General features: G+C 64.4%; 21 protein-coding genes. 7 read left to right on the top strand and 14 right to left on the bottom strand.

The genetic code is table 11. The annotated features are described in order from the left end of the window. Window positions 1–123: 123 nt before the first annotated feature. Genes IVB31_RS20905 through IVB31_RS20895 form a run of 3 tightly spaced genes read right to left on the bottom strand, consistent with a single transcriptional unit; the run spans window position 124 to window position 3,078 of the window. A complete protein-coding gene (locus IVB31_RS20905) occupies window positions 124–1,050 on the bottom strand; it encodes a transporter substrate-binding domain-containing protein (protein WP_247326348.1) in 927 nt (308 codons plus the stop codon). After that, window positions 1,047–1,403 carry a cytochrome c gene (locus IVB31_RS20900; RefSeq protein ID WP_247326345.1) on the bottom strand — a complete coding sequence of 119 codons (357 nt, stop codon included), beginning with the start codon at window positions 1,401–1,403 and terminating at the stop codon, window positions 1,047–1,049. The genes IVB31_RS20905 and IVB31_RS20900 overlap by 4 nt, the downstream gene beginning before the upstream one ends. 10 nt (window positions 1,404–1,413) lie before the next feature. Then, a complete protein-coding gene (locus IVB31_RS20895; RefSeq protein ID WP_247326343.1) occupies window positions 1,414–3,078 on the bottom strand; it encodes a methanol/ethanol family PQQ-dependent dehydrogenase in 1,665 nt (554 codons plus the stop codon). A gap of 342 nt (window positions 3,079–3,420) precedes the next feature. Here IVB31_RS20895 and IVB31_RS20890 point away from each other — a divergent pair, with 342 nt between their 5' ends. From IVB31_RS20890 to IVB31_RS20875, 4 genes are all read left to right on the top strand, one after another. Beyond that, window positions 3,421–3,813: a calcium-binding protein gene (locus tag IVB31_RS20890; protein ID WP_247326340.1), complete on the top strand. Its 393-nt coding sequence runs from the start codon at window positions 3,421–3,423 to the stop codon at window positions 3,811–3,813. Between the two features lie 171 nt (window positions 3,814–3,984). Next, window positions 3,985–4,065 (top strand): pyrroloquinoline quinone precursor peptide PqqA, encoded by an 81-nt coding sequence (gene pqqA / locus IVB31_RS20885; protein WP_008562446.1) that lies wholly within the window; start codon window positions 3,985–3,987, stop codon window positions 4,063–4,065. 24 nt (window positions 4,066–4,089) lie between these two features. After that, window positions 4,090–4,995, top strand: coding sequence for a hypothetical protein (locus IVB31_RS20880; RefSeq protein WP_247326337.1), 906 nt, complete (start codon window positions 4,090–4,092; stop codon window positions 4,993–4,995). A 106-nt stretch (window positions 4,996–5,101) separates the two neighbouring features. After that, window positions 5,102–5,311 carry a hypothetical protein gene (locus IVB31_RS20875; RefSeq protein ID WP_247326334.1) on the top strand — a complete coding sequence of 70 codons (210 nt, stop codon included), beginning with the start codon at window positions 5,102–5,104 and terminating at the stop codon, window positions 5,309–5,311. A 124-nt stretch (window positions 5,312–5,435) separates the two neighbouring features. Here the strand turns inward: IVB31_RS20875 and IVB31_RS20870 are convergent, their stop codons facing one another. Genes IVB31_RS20870 through IVB31_RS20855 form a run of 4 tightly spaced genes read right to left on the bottom strand, consistent with a single transcriptional unit; the run spans window position 5,436 to window position 8,234 of the window. Beyond that, window positions 5,436–5,789: a hypothetical protein gene (locus IVB31_RS20870; protein ID WP_247326331.1), complete on the bottom strand. Its 354-nt coding sequence runs from the start codon at window positions 5,787–5,789 to the stop codon at window positions 5,436–5,438. Window positions 5,790–5,835: 46 nt separating this feature from the next. Continuing rightward, the gene (locus IVB31_RS20865) at window positions 5,836–6,546 is read right to left on the bottom strand and encodes an ATP-binding cassette domain-containing protein (protein WP_247326328.1); all 711 of its coding nucleotides are present in this window, start codon (window positions 6,544–6,546) and stop codon (window positions 5,836–5,838) included. Beyond that, entirely contained in the window at window positions 6,536–7,273 is a 738-nt protein-coding gene (locus IVB31_RS20860; protein WP_247326322.1) for an ABC transporter permease subunit, read from the bottom strand. The genes IVB31_RS20865 and IVB31_RS20860 overlap by 11 nt, the downstream gene beginning before the upstream one ends. Window position 7,274: 1 nt before the next feature. Continuing rightward, window positions 7,275–8,234, bottom strand: a complete 960-nt coding sequence (locus IVB31_RS20855; RefSeq protein ID WP_247326321.1) for an ABC transporter substrate-binding protein — start codon at window positions 8,232–8,234, stop codon at window positions 7,275–7,277. Window positions 8,235–8,341: 107 nt separating this feature from the next. Between IVB31_RS20855 and IVB31_RS20850 the strand changes: the two genes are divergently transcribed. Next, window positions 8,342–8,701 (top strand): hypothetical protein, encoded by a 360-nt coding sequence (locus IVB31_RS20850; protein ID WP_247326317.1) that lies wholly within the window; start codon window positions 8,342–8,344, stop codon window positions 8,699–8,701. Window positions 8,702–8,799: 98 nt separating this feature from the next. Here IVB31_RS20850 and IVB31_RS20845 read toward each other — a convergent pair whose 3' ends face one another. Both IVB31_RS20845 and IVB31_RS20840 read right to left on the bottom strand, forming a co-directional pair. After that, a complete protein-coding gene (locus IVB31_RS20845; protein WP_247326315.1) occupies window positions 8,800–9,618 on the bottom strand; it encodes a quinoprotein dehydrogenase-associated SoxYZ-like carrier in 819 nt (272 codons plus the stop codon). 47 nt (window positions 9,619–9,665) lie between these two features. Next, the gene (locus IVB31_RS20840) at window positions 9,666–10,592 is read right to left on the bottom strand and encodes a quinoprotein relay system zinc metallohydrolase 2 (protein ID WP_247326312.1); all 927 of its coding nucleotides are present in this window, start codon (window positions 10,590–10,592) and stop codon (window positions 9,666–9,668) included. 130 nt (window positions 10,593–10,722) lie between these two features. On the opposite strand from IVB31_RS20840, the gene IVB31_RS20835 reads away from it, so the two are divergent. Both IVB31_RS20835 and IVB31_RS20830 read left to right on the top strand, forming a co-directional pair. After that, on the top strand, window positions 10,723–11,604 hold the full coding sequence (locus IVB31_RS20835; RefSeq protein ID WP_247326307.1) for a substrate-binding domain-containing protein: 882 nt from the start codon (window positions 10,723–10,725) through the stop codon (window positions 11,602–11,604). Further along, window positions 11,601–12,158 (top strand): PQQ-dependent catabolism-associated CXXCW motif protein, encoded by a 558-nt coding sequence (locus IVB31_RS20830; protein ID WP_247326296.1) that lies wholly within the window; start codon window positions 11,601–11,603, stop codon window positions 12,156–12,158. The genes IVB31_RS20835 and IVB31_RS20830 overlap by 4 nt, the downstream gene beginning before the upstream one ends. A gap of 3 nt (window positions 12,159–12,161) precedes the next feature. Here the strand turns inward: IVB31_RS20830 and IVB31_RS20825 are convergent, their stop codons facing one another. From IVB31_RS20825 to IVB31_RS20805, 5 genes are all read right to left on the bottom strand, one after another. Continuing rightward, window positions 12,162–12,461, bottom strand: coding sequence for a copper-binding protein (locus tag IVB31_RS20825; protein WP_247326293.1), 300 nt, complete (start codon window positions 12,459–12,461; stop codon window positions 12,162–12,164). A 136-nt stretch (window positions 12,462–12,597) separates the two neighbouring features. Further along, window positions 12,598–13,212 (bottom strand): hypothetical protein, encoded by a 615-nt coding sequence (locus tag IVB31_RS20820; RefSeq protein WP_247326291.1) that lies wholly within the window; start codon window positions 13,210–13,212, stop codon window positions 12,598–12,600. After that, window positions 13,209–14,057: an ABC transporter permease gene (locus IVB31_RS20815; RefSeq protein ID WP_247326288.1), complete on the bottom strand. Its 849-nt coding sequence runs from the start codon at window positions 14,055–14,057 to the stop codon at window positions 13,209–13,211. Before IVB31_RS20815 ends, IVB31_RS20820 begins: the two co-directional genes overlap by 4 nt. After that, window positions 14,054–14,884: an ABC transporter ATP-binding protein gene (locus IVB31_RS20810; protein ID WP_247326286.1), complete on the bottom strand. Its 831-nt coding sequence runs from the start codon at window positions 14,882–14,884 to the stop codon at window positions 14,054–14,056. Before IVB31_RS20810 ends, IVB31_RS20815 begins: the two co-directional genes overlap by 4 nt. Then, window positions 14,881–15,849 (bottom strand): YVTN family beta-propeller repeat protein, encoded by a 969-nt coding sequence (locus IVB31_RS20805; RefSeq protein ID WP_247326487.1) that lies wholly within the window; start codon window positions 15,847–15,849, stop codon window positions 14,881–14,883. The genes IVB31_RS20810 and IVB31_RS20805 overlap by 4 nt, the downstream gene beginning before the upstream one ends. Window positions 15,850–15,855: the final 6 nt, after the last annotated feature.

The following is a 15,855-nucleotide window of genomic DNA, read 5'->3' as shown; positions in this document are numbered from 1 at the left end:
CGACTGAAACGCAGGCATCATACTGGGCCTGGTGGGACTAGGCGAGTCGACGCCGTTCTGCCCCGGACGCAGCCCAGCGCTAAAGGGCGTTGCAGCGCGTCCGGGGCACGAGAGCGTCTCCCGTCACCGCTGAATGATCTTCATCCAGACGTCGCCGAGGATCGCAGGCTCCCGCGGCGGCAGATAGGTCAGTCCCGCCTGCCTGCCGAATTCGACGATCTTGCCCTCCGCAGCAAGCCCGGTCAGCGCCTTGTTGACGGTGTCGATCAGCGCGCCATCGCTGGCGAGCCCGACATAGCCGCGATTGGCCCCGATCGGATAATAATAGCCGGACGCGGTGATCGCAGTATCAGGGTGCGCGGCGCGATGGGCGTCGAAGCGGCCGAGATCGATCAGCGTCGCGTCATAGTCGCCGCGCTGGAGCGCGCCGAGGAGGTCGTCGCGGCCGGGGACGAGATGGGTGATGTCGTCGATCAGGCGTCCGTTGTCGAAGGTCATCAGGATCGCATCGCCGAGCGAGCCGCTCTCGATCGCGAGACGAAGGCCGGCGAGGTCGCCGACGCCGCCGATTTTGCGGCCCTGCGCCTTCGGCCCGAGCACGACCGTCATCGGCGAATAGACGTAAGGCTGGCTTGGCGCGAGCACGCCGAGCGCGACGCGGCGGCGCCGGTCGTCGCGGGTGGCCCCGGCGAAATCCGGCAAGCGCGCCGTCTTCATTCCGGGCTTGACGAGGGAATCCGTCGTCAGCGCGTAGCCGCCGACCAACGAGCAGCGCCCGTCGGACAGCAGCGCATTGGCCTCGAGCTGCGGGCTGGAATCCTCATCCAGCTTGCTCTCGAACCCCTGGATTTCCAGCGGCCGTCCCATCCGCTCCGCGATCGCCTGCGCCAGCAGCACGTCGAAGCCGGAATCCGGCTTGCCCTTGTGATGAACCGACAATGGCGGCCGGTCCGCATCGAGGCAGACTTTCAGGGGCTCATCGGCCGCACGCGCAGCCGTAGCCGCCGCGAGGATCGCGGCAACGCTCCACCCGGCGAGCCCGGTTTTCATGGCTTTCTCCGGCTCGAGATGAAGGCCCAGAGGGCCCCGATCTCGTCGTCGCTGAGGATGTCGGCCCAGGGCGGCATCTTGTTGTTCTTGCCGTTCTTCACCGTGGTGACGAAGCGTGTCCTGTCGTCGGGAAGGGCGCGCAGGTCCGGCGTGATGGTGCCGGGGTTCATCAGATTGGGGCCGTGGCAGTGCGAGCATTTCTCGGCATAGGTCGACTTGCCATGGTCGATCTGTGCCTGAAGCGGATTGCCGGTTGCGTCGTCCGCGGCACGAACGGTCGCCGCAAGCGCGACCGCGAGCACCGCGACGGCGGCGAAGATCGCCACCGTCCTGTGAGATACGTCCCTTGGCATCGCGCCGCGGTTACTGCTTGACCGCAAAGACCCACAGCGAGCCGCCGGGCGGCACCTTGGCAAGCCGCTCGTCGCCGGAAAACAGCGAGTAGACGCCGCCATAACCGCTGGTGACGGCGACATACTGCACGCCGTCCTGCTGCCAGGTCACCGGTTGTCCCTCGATGCCGGAGCCGGTCTGGAACTGCCAGAGCTTCTTGCCGGTGTCGGCGTCGAAGGCCTCGAACTCGCCGGTCAGCGCGCCCGAGAACACGACGCCCCCGGCCGTCGACAGCACGCCCGAGAAGCGCGGAATGTCGCTCGGCGCTTCCCACTTCGACTTGCCGGTCATGGGATCGATCGCCTTGAGATGGCCGCGCGGGCCGTCACCCCACTCCCAGAGATCGGTCAGGTCCATGCCGAGATACCATTCGCCCTGCTTGAAGGTAACGGGCTCGGTCTTGTACCGGCCGCCGAAGGCCAGCGTGTTGGCGTAGGCGAGGCCGGTCTGCGGGTTGAACGACATCGGCTCCCAGTTCTTGCCGCCGAGGATCGACGGATAGACTGTGACTTTCTTGCCCTCGCGCGCCTCTTTCGAAACGTCGGTCTCCATCGGTTTACCGGTCTTCATGTCGATGCCGGTCGCCCAATTCACCTTCACGTAAGGATTGGCCGCAAGCAGCTTTCCGTTGGTGCGGTCGAGCACGTAGAAGAAGCCGTTGCGGTTGGCGTCCATCAGCACCTTGGTCGGCTTGCCCTCGACATTCATGTCGGCGAGGACCATCTCGGCCACGCTGTCATAGTCGAACGGATTGTTCGGCGAGAACTGGTAGTGCCACTTGATCTTGCCGGTCTTGGGATCCATCGCCAGCACGGAGCAGGTGTACAGATTGTCGCCCGGACGCACCGCCGAGTTGAACGGCCCGGGATTGCCGATGCCCCAATAGACGGTGTTCAGCTCGGGATCATAGGAGCCCGTGATCCAGGTCGAGCCACCGCCGAGCTTCCAGGTGTCGCCCTTCCAGGTGTCGCCGCCGGGCTCGTCCGGCGAGGGGATCGAATGGGTGCGCCAGAGATGCTTGCCTGTCGCCGGATCCCAGCCGTCGATGAAGCCGCGGGTGCCGAACTCGGCGCCGGAAATGCCGGTGATCACGACGCCGTCGGCGACCAGCGGCGCCACCGTCATCGAATAACCTTCCTTGATGTCGGCCGCCTTCTGCCGCCACAGCTCCTTACCGTCCTTGGCGTCGAGCGCGATCACGTTGGCGTCGAGCGTGGTGCGGATCACCTTGCCGTCGTAGAGTGCGGCGCCGCGATTGATGATACCGCAGCAAACGATGCGCGGCGTCTCGGCGGGATACTCGATCTTGCTCTTCCAGATCTGCTTGCCGGTCTTGGCGTCGACCGCCATCGTGGCGTTGTGGGAGGTCACGTAGATCACGCCCTGGTACACCAGCGGCTGCGATTCCTCGCTGCGATCGTCGTTGAAAGAGTAGTTCCAGACCGGGACAAGGTTCTTGACGCTGTCCTTGTTGATCTGGTTCAGCGTCGAGAAACGCTGGAGATTGTAGCCCATCCCGTAGTTGAGAACGTTCGACGTATCGGTCGCGCCCTTGACCAGCTGCTCGCTGGTTTGTGCATTTGCACAATTCGATGCAAGCATGACGAGGCTCGCGGCCATCGCAAAGCGTTTCATCCGTTCCTCCCCAATATGCGCGCCTTTTGACGCTGCGGTAGCAACACTCCGCCCGAATGCAAAACGCGTCAATACGAAAGTCGCAAGCGTGTTGCCGATATGTTGGACGCCAGATGTCGGTCACCTGACAGAAACCTTACAATCGACTCTCACTTGCGCTCAGGCGCTGAAGAAATTCCGCGGCATGATGCAGTGCCGCTGCGGGCCGCCGCGCGCAGCCTCTCGGGTTCCGCGAGTTGTGCGGTGCGCCGGCTGCAATTCGGGGCTTGAACCGAAGCCCGCTTGTGGACTTATGTCGTTTCGATCCGGCTCGAATCTGGGCTCTTGGTTAGGGAGGTTTTGATGATATCGCGTCGTTCTGTTGCGCTTGCGCTCACGATGGCAGTGCTGTCCGGTCCGGCCTGGTCGGCATCCGGCAGCTCCGTAAAAATGTTCGACACCGACAATGACGGCACACTCGATCTTGCCGAAGTGAAGAAGGCCGCCGCCGCGTTATTCGCCAAGCTCGATCCCGATCACGACGGCACGCTCGACGCGCGCGAGTTGCGCGGACGGTTAACGGCGAAAGAACTCGCTGCCGCCGATCCCGATCGCGACGGGACTCTCACGCTCGACGAATATCTCTCGGTGGTGGAGCAGCGCTTCAACGCAGCGAATCCCGACAAGGACGGAACGCTGGATGCGAAGGAGCTGAACTCGCGCGCCGGCCGCGCGCTGCAGCGATTGTTGCGGTGAGAGCAGTCGCGCTTGACTGGGAGCGAAGGCGTTTTGCCCGAGAGGGAAATTTGCGAGCGCGATGCGACAGTTCGCAGTAGCAGTGGTCCGATTCCAGGCTTGCGCTGTGCGTGAGGCAGCCCTAGGTTTCGGCCCGCGCGATGTCGCGCTCTATCCCTTGGGAGACCCCGAATGGCCTGGAAAGCTCCGAAGATCGTGGAAGTGCCGGTCGGCATGGAAATCAACATGTACGCCTGCGCTTCGCGCAAGTAAGACTGACGACCTGCCGCGGCTTCGATGGCAAACGCCGTCGAAGCCGTGGTAGTGTCGGGGATGCGCGCGAGAGCCCCTATAGTCCGGACCATAGCCGCCTGCACCGTCGCGCTCGTGCCGGCATGCGTCAGCGCCGAAGAGGGTTTTGATACCGAGCATATCTTCGGCTTCATGATCGGCACCGATGTCGGCAATCCCGGCGAGCGCGAATTCCAGACCCAAACGACGGGGCGCTTCGGCAAGGGCGGCGGGACCTATCGCGCGCTGTCCCAGGAGGTCGAGATCGAGATCGTGCCGCTGCCGAACTTCCGCATCGAGGTCGGCGGGACCGCCACGCTGCACGACATCACCGGCGTCCCCGATATCGACGACCGCCGCCAGTTCAATTTTCAGGGCGCCTCGCTCGACCTGCGCTATCGCCTGCTCGACCGCGAGCGTGCGCCGTTTGGCCTGACTGTCGCCGCCGAGCTCCATGGCGACCGTATCGACGAGACCAGCGGCGCGAAAGGGCGCATGTACGGCACCGATTTCACGCTCGCCTTCGATCGCGAGCTGATCCCGAACTTCGCCATAGGAGCGCTCAATTTGATCTATCAGCCCGAATGGGCGCGCTTCGAGGTGGCGGGACTGTCCGAAAAAAGCTCCACCATCGGCGCGGCCTTCGCGGGCATGGTACGTGTGCGGCCCGATGTGCTGCTCGGCGGCGAGGTGCGCTACTTCCGGCAGTACGAAGGCATCGGTCTCGGCGAGTTCGCAGGCCAGGCGCTGTTCGTCGGTCCGACCGCTTATTTCCAGCTGTCCGAGCGCGCGCGGCTGACCATGAGCTGGAGCATGCAGGCCTGGGGGCGTCCGGCCGGGGCAGGCGGCAATCTCGACCTCGTCAATTTCGAGCGGCATCAGGCGAGATTGGTGTTCGGTGTGAATTTCTAGGAAGGCGAGTTCCCGGCGGCCCCTCTCTCGCGCCGGATTGAAACTTCCCCCTCCGTGGAACGTAACCTTTGGTGCTAATCTTGATCGCCTTTGCGAGGATCCCGGCATGAACCCGATCGACCTGGTGGTGACTGTGTGTGCGCTGCTCTCGCCTGCGACCTGCGAGGAGCAGCATCTGGTGTTCAACTATGCGGGGTCGCCGACGCAATGCGCGATGGCCGCGCCGCCCTATATCGCGCAATGGATCGGCGACCATCCGAAGTGGCAGGCGGTGCGATGGCGCTGCGAATATCCGCATCGGAACGACAAGGCGTGACGCCCACAACCCTCATGGTGAGGAGCGCGGAACGCGCGTCTCGAACCATGAAGGCCCGGCTGTCGCCGGTGGCCATCCTTCGAGACGCCTGCTCCGCAGGCTCCTCAGGATGAGGGCAGCAGCACTACTTGCTGCAGTCCTTCAGATCCTTGTCCGCGATCGAGAACACCGCATCGGCCTTGATCTCGATGTCGCGGACGATGCACTGGCGTGCATTGGCATAGCTGACCCTGGCGTCGTAGCGGCCGGGCTCGATCCCGGTGATGCGCAGCCGCTCGTCGTGGTCGACCTCCTTGTCCTTGTCGTTCAGGCACTGGTTCGGTCCCCACTCGGTCTTGCCGGCCGGCGAGAGCTGGAAGCCGGAGATCGTCTCCGTGGTCAGATTCCAGAGCCGGATGCCTTTGCCCTTCGCTTGCGCGAGCGCCGCGCCCGGCATCGCAACCAACAGGATGCCGATCGCAATCAGCGTACGCCGCATGTGAACCTCCTCGACAATCTCGTTGGGTTCAGTTGACCACGAGTTCTCATTTCGATTCAAGCGGTGGCGCCGCGAGATCGGCCTTGATCCTGCCGAGCTCGGCCTCGCTGCGCTCCGCGCGTGGGATGGCGATCGGCACCTCCCGCACGATGCGTGCCGGTCGCGGCGACAGCAGGAACAGGCGGTCGGCGAGCCGGATCGCATCATCCAGGCTGTGGGTGACGAGCAGCGTCATCACCGGACGGCGCGCCACCAGCGTCGCGATCTCGTCCCGCAGGCGGCCGGCGAGTGCGTCGTCGAGCGAGGCGAGGGGCTCGTCGAGCACGAGCAGATCGGGCTCCACCGCAAATGCGCGGGCGAGCGCGACCCGCCGGGCCAACCCTAATGACAATTCGCCGGGAAAATGGCTGCGATGCGCATCCAGTTCGAGGATCCTGAACAGCTCGGCGAGCTTCGCATCAGTGATATCGGGGGCCGCAAGCCGCACGTTCTGCTCGACCGAGCGCCACGGCAACAGCCGCGGCTCCTGAAACACCATCCCGATCCGCGCTTCCGGTGGCCGCGCGACGGTCCCGCGAAAATCGCGGTCGAGCCCGAGGATGATGCGCAGCATCGTGCTCTTGCCGCAGCCGGACGGGCCGATCAGCACGCCGACTTCGCCGGATTGAAGCGCGAACTTGACCGGCGCCAGCACCTCGTGGGTTTCGCCCGCGGCACTCCTGAAGGTCTTGCCTGTGATATCGACCTCAAGCCGCACGGGGCCGCCACCGCGTTGCGCGGGCCTCGAACGGCTGCACCAGCAAGGTTTCGATGACGAGCACGACGGCGGCGAAGGTCAGCGAATAAGCCAGCAGACGCGGCGTGTCGAACAGCTGGAAGGCGACGCCGATCTCGAAGCCGACACCGTTAGGCCGTCCCAGGAGTTCGGCGACCAGCACGATCTTCCACACCAGCGACAGACCGGAGCGGGCTGAGGCTGCGATATAGGGCGCCAGCTGCGGCAGCACGACGTGGCGGAAGGCACGCCAGCGCGGCATCGCGAATACGGTCGCCATCTCGTCGAGCGAGCGGTCGAGCGCGCGGGTGCCCTCGCGCAAGGTGACGACGGCGGTTGGCAGCTTGTTGATGGCGATCGCCGCGATCGCGGCGGCTTCGGTGAGCCCCGCCCAGATATAGGCCAGCACGATCACGACCAGCGCCGGGAGGTTCAGCAGCAGGATCAGCCAGGGATCGCCGAGGCGGTCCGCAAGCTTCACCCGTCCCATCAGGTAGCCGATGGCGCTGCCGAGCGACATCGCCAGCACGAAGGCGAGGGTGACGCGCGCGAGCGTGGCGCCGAGATGCAGGAACAGCGCGCCGCTCGCGGCTTCCGCGATGATGACATTGAGCACGGCGGGCGGGGAGGGCAGCTTTGCGGCGCCGACGAACAACGCGGCAATCCACCAGATCGCGAGGAACAAGGCAAACGAGAGAAGACGCAGCACCTCAGTCTCCGGGGACTGCGTGATAGAACGTGCCGGGATCGAGCTCGGCCGCCGGCCCGACCAGGTCGCGTCCGCCGGTCTCGGCGAGCACGCGGTAGAGCACGCGCGCGTCTTTTTCCTCGTCGTCGATGCTTCGGCGCGGAATGCCGTCGCGGTAGCGCTCGCGATAGGTCTTGAGCATGGCCGGATCGGTCGCTCCGGTGAGCGGCGCGATCTTGTCCCAGGCCGCATCGGATGTGATCAGCAACTGCTTGGCCTTGCGGGTCATCGCGATGAAGCGCGCCACTGCGTCGCGATGGCTTGCCGCCCAGCTCTCGTCGAAGACGTAGCCGACAGCGGAGACCGCTCCCTTGGCCCCCAACTCCGGCAAAATATCCTCGATGCCGGCAAGGCGCCTGAAACCCTTGGCCTCGAGTTGGGCGCAGAAATTCCAGAAGTTGAGGCTCGCATCCATCTCGCCGTCGAGCGACTTGGCGGCGATCAGTGGCGGGGCGCCATAGACGATGGTCGCCTCCGACTTCAGGTCGATGCCGTCCTGCTTCATCCGCGCCTGGAGCAGCAGCCAACTCTTGTCGATGGGACCACCGCCAATGGCGAGCTTGCGGCCCTTCAGATCGGCGAGCGACTTGATCGGCGAGGACGCGGGCACCATGACCGCGCCGAGCGCGCTGGAATAGGGATAGAAGGTGAGCTTGGCGCCGAGCCCGCGCTCGCGCGACACCCACAGCCAGTCGGACAGGATGATGTCGGCACTGCCGGCGCGGAGCGCGATCTTGCCGGCCTCGGGGCTCGCAAGCTCGGAGACGTCGAGTGACAGGTCGGCCTCCTTGTCGAGGCCACCGGCGCGGATCGCGGCCAGCTCCCAGGAGAATGTTCCGGTCTTCTGTACCGCAAGGCGGATGGTATCCGCGGCGTGGCAGGTTGCGGCTGGCGTTAACGCCAGCGTCGTCGCGAGCGCCAATGTTCGTCCAAAAACTCTTATCACCTTGTGAGCCGTTTCCTCGAAGGAGTGCTTTTCAGGACATTACGCATAGCATAGCCTTGATCGCAACCAGTGGGAGGACGGGCATGAATCTGGCGGGACAGCTACGACTGATTGTCGCCGCATTGGCGACGCTGGCGGCAACCGCATGCGTGGCGCAGGCCGAGGAGGCCAATGATTATCCGACGTCGGCGCGTGCCGAATACGTCTATGGCTGCATGAAGGCCAATGGCGAGAGCCGGCAGTCGATCGAGCAATGCTCCTGCTCGATCGACGTTGTGGCCTCGATCGTGTCCTATGAGCGCTATGTCACCGCGGAAACCGCGCTCAGCATGTCCCAGGTGCGCGGCAATCTCGGCGTCCAGTTCCGCACGTCGGAGCAGGCGAACTCGGCTGTGAATGATTTGCGGCGTGCGCAGGCGGAAGCCGAGGTGAGGTGTTTCTGATTTAGCCGCTTAGACGGCGCGATCTTCCTTATCCCTTGCGGGAGAAGGCGGCGCGAAGCGCCGGATGAGGGTCTCTCACCGCGCACTCATCCGTAGCCTCACGTCCCCGGCTTCTCCACATCCCACTCATTGCGGAATATGTGTCCATCCGTATCCTTCGCCTCCGCGCGAAAGCGCTTCGCGCCGTTGGACACATAGGTGAAGCGCAGATTGGGATCTTCCGAGATCGAGATGCCGCCTTCCATCGACAGCACGGGACTGTCGTCCTGCGTCAGCTTCAGCTGGTTGACGAAGAAGGCCGGAACATAGAGCTGCGTGACCTGGTCCATCTGCAGGCCGGAATTATTGGGATGGCCGATCATGATCTGCGCTTCCCGGATGCGGCTGGCCGGCGCCTCCTCCCGCGCGAATTGCCGGTAGCGAATCTGGCCGAGCCGGTTGTTGGCCTCCTCGGCGTTCTTTGCTGCCGGCGCCGAGCAGCCGCCGGAGGCCTTCACATAGACTTTCGAGACATAGAGCTGGCCGTCGCTGAGCTCGGCGACCGCATGGACGTCGGTGTAGTTGTTGACGCGCACGCGCGTGGAGATCTCGGTGACGTTGGCGTCCGGTCCCAGTTCGAACTTCGCCGCCATCGGCGCTGGGTTGCGGTCGATCACCAGCGTGATCGAACGGATGCGGCGGGCATCGGCCGGCGATAGCTTGCTGCGCAGGGTCACCGGCACGATGGCCGCGTCCTCGGCGCGATAGGGCATCTCGATGGCGATCACATCGTTGCCGTCGTTGATCGGACGATTGCTAAAGATGTCCTGCACCAGGCCCGGCCAGGGATCGTAAGCCTCCTCAGCCTGCGCCGGCATAGCGAAGGCTACGCCAAGGATCAAGGCGATCAGGGGCAGGCGGCGTGTGCATCCCGTCATGGTCATAGTCCCGCGGACGAAGTAGTGGGCCTAACGTAGCGCGTTCGCTACTCCCATTCAATTTCCGAAAATGCTGCGGTTGCGTTGCGGGCGTTGTAGTCCTCGAACAGGTCCCAGTGCGACCGCTCCGAGGCGGCCGCCTTGTCTGCGGCGGTTCGGATCGGCTCGCCCTTCTTGTTCGATGCGCGGACGTCCGCCAGCAGCGCCATCAGATAACGCCGTTCATCGGTCAGCGCTGCAGGCCATTCGCTCACGGGTCCGTGACCGGGAACGATTCGCTGCGCCTGAATGCTTGCAAGTTCCCCAAGGATGCCGAGCCAGCCGCGAATGCTGCCGTCCATCACTGGAATATGGCGGAGGAAGACGAGGTCGCCAGCGAACAGCGTCTTGCTCGTCTCGTCCAACACGGTCAGGTCACTGTCGCTATGCCCGGCCGGCCATGCCCGCAAGGTCAGGCGGCGCGAGCCGAGATCGAGCGTCATTGTGTCCTTCACGAGCAGGGTGGGTGGCACGATCTTCACGGGAGAGATCAATTCGTCGCCCATGATGCGTCTAAAATTATCCAGGTAATACGGCCCGCGCGTCGCCAGCGCCTGCGGCAGCCGGCTATGGCCGACGAAGCGGGTGTCCCCGGCAATGAAGGCTGCATTGCCGAAGACATGATCGGGATGGCCGTGGGTGTTGATGACATAGCGGATCGGCTTGCTGGTGCGCGCCCGCACAGCCGCAAGCAGCGCCTCGCCCTCGCGAAGGCTACCACCGGTATCGATCACGGCCACCGCGTCCTCGCCGACGATGAAGCCGACATTGGCGATGGCGCCCTTGTTCTCCCGCGTCATCAGGGCGATGGTCCCGGAGTGTACGAAGATTCCCGGCGCGACTTCGCTCACAGGCAATTCAGCCACGCCGGCGCGTGCTAGCGTCGCTGTCACCAGCAGGGACAAGGCTGCGATCCCAAGAGCGATGCGAGACACTTTTCCGCCTCAGTTCAAAGGGTTTGTGCGCATTGCACTGCAACAAAGCAAAGCCGGCACAAAGTCTGGCAAAACATGGCGCGTCATGCGTTGCATGGCTAGCATTCAAACAAACCGAGGAGGAAGCGCGATGACGGAGGCCGGGCGACATCGTCGCTGGTTGTTTTCACTGTGTGTCCTGATTGCGTCTTGCGCGCTTGGCGACGTCGCGACCGCGCAGACCAGCGAAACCGGTGACCTCTCGTTCGAGCTGGTCGATCCCAAGGTGCTGCGCGTCTGCGCCGATCCGCGCAACCTGCCGTTCTCGAATGAAAAGGGCGAGGGGTTCGAGAACAAGCTTGCCGAGCTGTTTGCGGACAAGCTCCAGAAGAAGCTCGACTATGTCTTTTTCCCGCAAGCCACCGGCTTCGTGCGGATGACGCTCGGCTCGCATCGCTGCGACGTAATCATGGGCTTCCCCCAGGGCGATGACCTCGTACAAGGGACCAATCCTTACTACCGCACGAGCTATGCGCTAGTCGCGAAAGCTGGCGGCGGGCTCGAGGAGGTCGACACCCTCGAGGATACCAGGCTGAAGGGCAAGCGTGTTGGCATCGTTGCCGGCACGCCGCCGGCCACCAACATGGCGATTGCCGGGCTGATGGGTGACGCAAAACCCTATCCGTTGATGATCGACACTCGCTACGACAATTCGGCGCAGGCCATGGTCGATGATCTCACGGCCGGCAAGATCGACGCCGGGGTGCTGTGGGGGCCGATGGCGGGGTTCTACGCGAAGAAGGCCGGCTCGATGCACGTCACGCCGCTGGTGAAGGAAACCACCGGGCCAAAACTGGTCTATCGCATCGGCATGGGCGTGCGTGCCGCCGACCAGAACTGGAAGCGGCAGCTCAACAAGCTGATCCAGGAGAACCAGGGCGAGATCAACAAGATCCTGCTCGACTTCGGCGTTCCGCTGCTGGACGAAAGCGACCGGCCGCTCGGCGCGGAGACGGCCAAGAAGGCGCCATGAGGCGGCATGTTGCCGCCGCGCTCGTCGTTGCCGCGTTCGCGGTGCCGACATTCGCGCAGCAGCAGGAGCCGTTCGAGCCAGAGGGGTTTCGCACCGACAATTACCGCGCGCCGGTACCGGCGACGCTGGCGCGCGCGCGCGTGCTGTCGACTTCCGAGGCGGAGGAGATCTGGCACGCGAAGAGCGGCGCCTTCATCGATGTGCTGCCGCGCGCGCCGAAGCCGAAGAACCTCCCTGAGGGTACCGTCTGGCGTGAGGCGCCGCGCAAAAACATTCCCGGCAGCATCTGGCTGCCGGATACCGGCTACGGCGCGCTTCCGCCGGCCATGGACGCCTATTTTCAGCGCGGCCTCGCGCGTGCCTCGCATGGCAACAAGGCCGCGCTGCTGGTGATCTATTGCCTGGCCGACTGCTGGATGTCCTGGAACGCCGCCAAGCGCGCATTGACTTACGGCTACACCAATGTCGCCTGGTACCCCGAAGGCACCGACGGCTGGGAGCGCGCGAAGCTCCCGACCGAGGAGGCGCAGCCGGAGCAGCGGCCGGAGCAGTAGGCCTTACTGCTTCTGCAGCGTCGTCAACGTGCCTGTGCCGTTATTGTCGGTCGCCGAGTACGTCACCCGATCGCCGGCATGGACGGCATCCAGCATCGCTGCGTCCTTGGTCTTGTACTCCTGGAGCGCGCCGGCGCCGCCCGCGCTGCCGCCGACCGTGCCCTTCTGCGTATGCTGGATCGATATCGTGCCGTTGAGGCGGTCGATCCGCGTGACCATTCCGGTCAGATCGTCAGCAAAAGCGCTGGATGCGAGCACGCTGAAGACTGCAGCGCCTGCGAGGATGAATCTTGCTGTTCCCATCGAGGCCTCCCGGCGTTCGAGATTTACATCGACAAGCCATCCTAGATCGATTTGGTTCCGGCAGATAGGGCGGCCAAGGCCGGCGGTCGCGTCGAGATTGCGGGAACTTGTGTGCGAGCGGTCAGCGAGGCTGACGCTATTCCATTTCCTGCTGGATCACCCGCCCGAGGGCGAACAGGCGCTGGTCGATCGTGGTTGGAACCTCGCAGACGAACCGCACAACGTTGTGACGGTCCTCGAAAATGCGGGTCTTCCAGATCAGCTCATTGCTGAGCGCTTCGACTTTGGCCTCATCGGGAGGCGTTGCGCCCTGGAGCGCCTGGAGCTGAATCGACTCCTCGCGGATCTTGTCGGCGGCTTCGCGCTGCTTGCGGCTGACGCGTTCGAGCCCGTTCATGACCTGGGCGCGCTGGGCGTTGAGCGTGTCGAACAGACCGGCGAACAGCAGCTTCGCATTCGCGGTCTTGTCGGCCGCGGAGCCCGCCAAAAACTCCTTCACCGATCTCTCGGCTTCGTCCAGCGGGGTCTTGCGCGCCGACAGTTTCGTGACCAGCGCGCTCACCTTGGCGTCGTCCTTCCACTTGTTCTGCACGTCATCGAGTGCCGGGCCGGCCCAGACGGCGGCAAGCGAGATCTCCGGCACTTTTGCCTGCGTGCAGGGCCAGTCGGGATAGCGCGGATCGGCCGCGCGTGCCGCCGTGCTCGCGACTGCAAGCAGCAGAGCGGCCATGGCCAGAACCCGAACCTTCATCCTTCGCCTCCCGCGGGGCCTCGTCGCGCCAGCCCGCGCGAGGGATCATAGGCATAGATCGCCCCGATCATGAACACGATTGTGCAGCTGGCGACCACCGCCAGCGAGACCCAGTTGATCTGTCCGTACAGCGCAAAACGGATCAGCTCGACCGCATGGGTGAACGGATTGGCCTCGCAGAGATAATAGAGATAGGGGCTGCCCTCCTGTACGCGCCAGAGCGGGTAGAGCGCGGAGGAGGCGAAGAACATCGGGAAGATCACGAAGTTCATCACGCCGGCGAAGCTTTCGAGCTGCTTGATGCCGGAAGAGATCAGCATGCCGAGCGAGCCCAGCATCAGGCCGGACAGGATCAGTGCCGGCAGCACGGTGAGATAGCCGATCGGAGGCGGAGTGATGTCCCAGAACCAGGCGATCAGCAGGAACGCATAGACCTGGAGCAGCGACACTGCGGTGCCCGCGAGCAGCTTGCAGAACAGCAGGAAGCCGCGCGGCAGCGGGCTCACCAGCAGCGTGCGCATGTTGCCCATCTCGCGGTCATAGACCATCGACAGCGAGGATTGCATGCCGTTGAAGAGCTGGATCATCGCCATCAGCCCTGGCGCGATGAAGACCTCGTAGAGGATGTAGGTCTCGTAAGGCGGGATGATGGAGATACCGAGCACCTGGCGGAAGCCGGCGGCGAAGATGAACAGCCACACCAGCGGCCGCACCAGCGCCGAGACGAAGCGCTCGCGCTGATGCAGGAAGCGCAGGCCTTCGCGCCAGACGATGCCGGTGAGGCAGGTCATGTATTCCTGGAACGAGAATCCGCGCGGCGCCCCGCGTGTTGTGATGCTGCTCATGCGCCGCCTCCGGGCATGGTCTGCGCACCGGTCAGGCGCATGAAGGCGGTGTTGACGTCCTGCGCGCCGGCCTCCGCGACCACGAGGCTCATCGGCCCCTGCGCCAGCACCTTGCCCTGATGCAGCACCACGAGGTCGTCACCGGGCATGATCTCGTCGAACAGATGCGTGGCCCAGAGCACGCCGATGCCTTGCTCGGTCACGAGTTGGCGGACATGGCTGATGATGTCGGCGCGCGCCTTGACGTCGAGGCCTACGGTCGGCTCGTCCAGCAATAGCAGGCGCGGCCGGTGCAACAGTGCGCGGGCGATCTCCAGCCGCCGCATCTGCCCGCCCGAGAGATCGCGCACCTTGCTGCCGGCGCGCTCGGCAAGCCCGATGCGGCCGAGCAGTTCAGCGGTGCGCGTGGCCGCTTCGCGGCGGCTGATGCCGTGGAGAGCTGCGTGATAGAGCAAATTCTGCGTCAGCGACAGATCGAGATCGAGCGTGCGTGGCTGGAACACGACACCGAGCAGCCGCAGCGCCTCGCCGGGGTTCTTGCTGATGTCATGGCCGAAGATGGAGGCGCGGCCGGACTGGATGCCGAACAGGCGTGTGATCAGCGAGAACAGCGTGCTCTTGCCGGCGCCATTGAGTCCGAGCAGCGCTGTGAAGCTCGCGGGCTGTACGTTGAAGGAGACGTCCATCAGCGCGCGGCGCGGGCCATAGGCGTGGCTGACGCTGTCGATCGACAGTGCCGCGACGCCGCTGCTCGTGATTGTCGGTATCGCCGCCGGATCGGGCCGTGGCGTCTCGCGGTGTTCGGCGATGGGAGCGGGGCTGGTCATGGCGCGATCGTGATGCCCCAGGGCAGTTCGCCCACCTGAATGGTCTTGATCACTTTTTGCGCGGCGACGTCGATCACCGAGACATCGTTCGAGACGCCGTTGGTGGTGAGCAGATATTTCTCGTCCGGCGTGAACGCCATGTGCCAGACCCGCTGTCCCACCAGCAGGTATTTCGTCACCTTGCGCGAGGCGGTATCGACCACGGCGACGCGGTTGGCTGGACCGAGCGCGACGAAGGCGGTCTTGTCGTCTTTGGTCATGCCGATGCCGACCGGCTGGATGGCCTCCTTCCTCAATCCCGGGATTTCGAAATTGACCTTGCCGATCACCTCGTGCTTGCCGGGATCGATCACCGAGACCGTGCCGCCGATCTCCGAGGACACCCACAATTCGGACGCGTCGTGCTTGAATTCGGCAAAGCGCGGCCGCGCGTCGACCAGCACGTTGGCGACGATCTGGCGCGACGATGTGTCGATGAAATGGGCCATGTTGGTCGTCTCGGACGTGTTGATCAGCGTCTTGCCGTCGGGGCTGATGGTCATGCCCTCGGGCTCTACCCCGACCTGGATGTCGCCGAGGCGGGCGCGCTTTTCGAGGTCGATCACGGTCACCGTGTTGTCGTTCTCGTTGGCGACATAGAGTATCTTGCCGGCGGCATCCTGGGCGAACAATTCCGGGTCGGGCCCGGAGGGCAGGCTGTCCACCACGCTTTGCGTCTTGGCGTCGATCATCTGGATGGTGTCGTCGTCGCCGACCGCGACCATCACGAACTTGCCGTCGCGCGTGAAATCGATGCCGCGCGGGCGCTGGCCGACCTTGATGGTCTTGGTCACGGTCCAGCTCTCGGTGTCGATCACGGACACCGTGTTGCTCTTCTCGTTCGAGACATAGGCGATGAACGCATGCGCCGGCGCTGCGGCGAGTGTCAGCCCGGACAAGAGCCCAACACGCCACATGCGCGACATCATCAT

It is taken from the genome of Bradyrhizobium sp. 21 (assembly GCF_023073335.1).
Taxonomy (GTDB): domain Bacteria; phylum Pseudomonadota; class Alphaproteobacteria; order Rhizobiales; family Xanthobacteraceae; genus Bradyrhizobium.
This window is presented reverse-complemented; position numbering and strand designations above follow the sequence as displayed.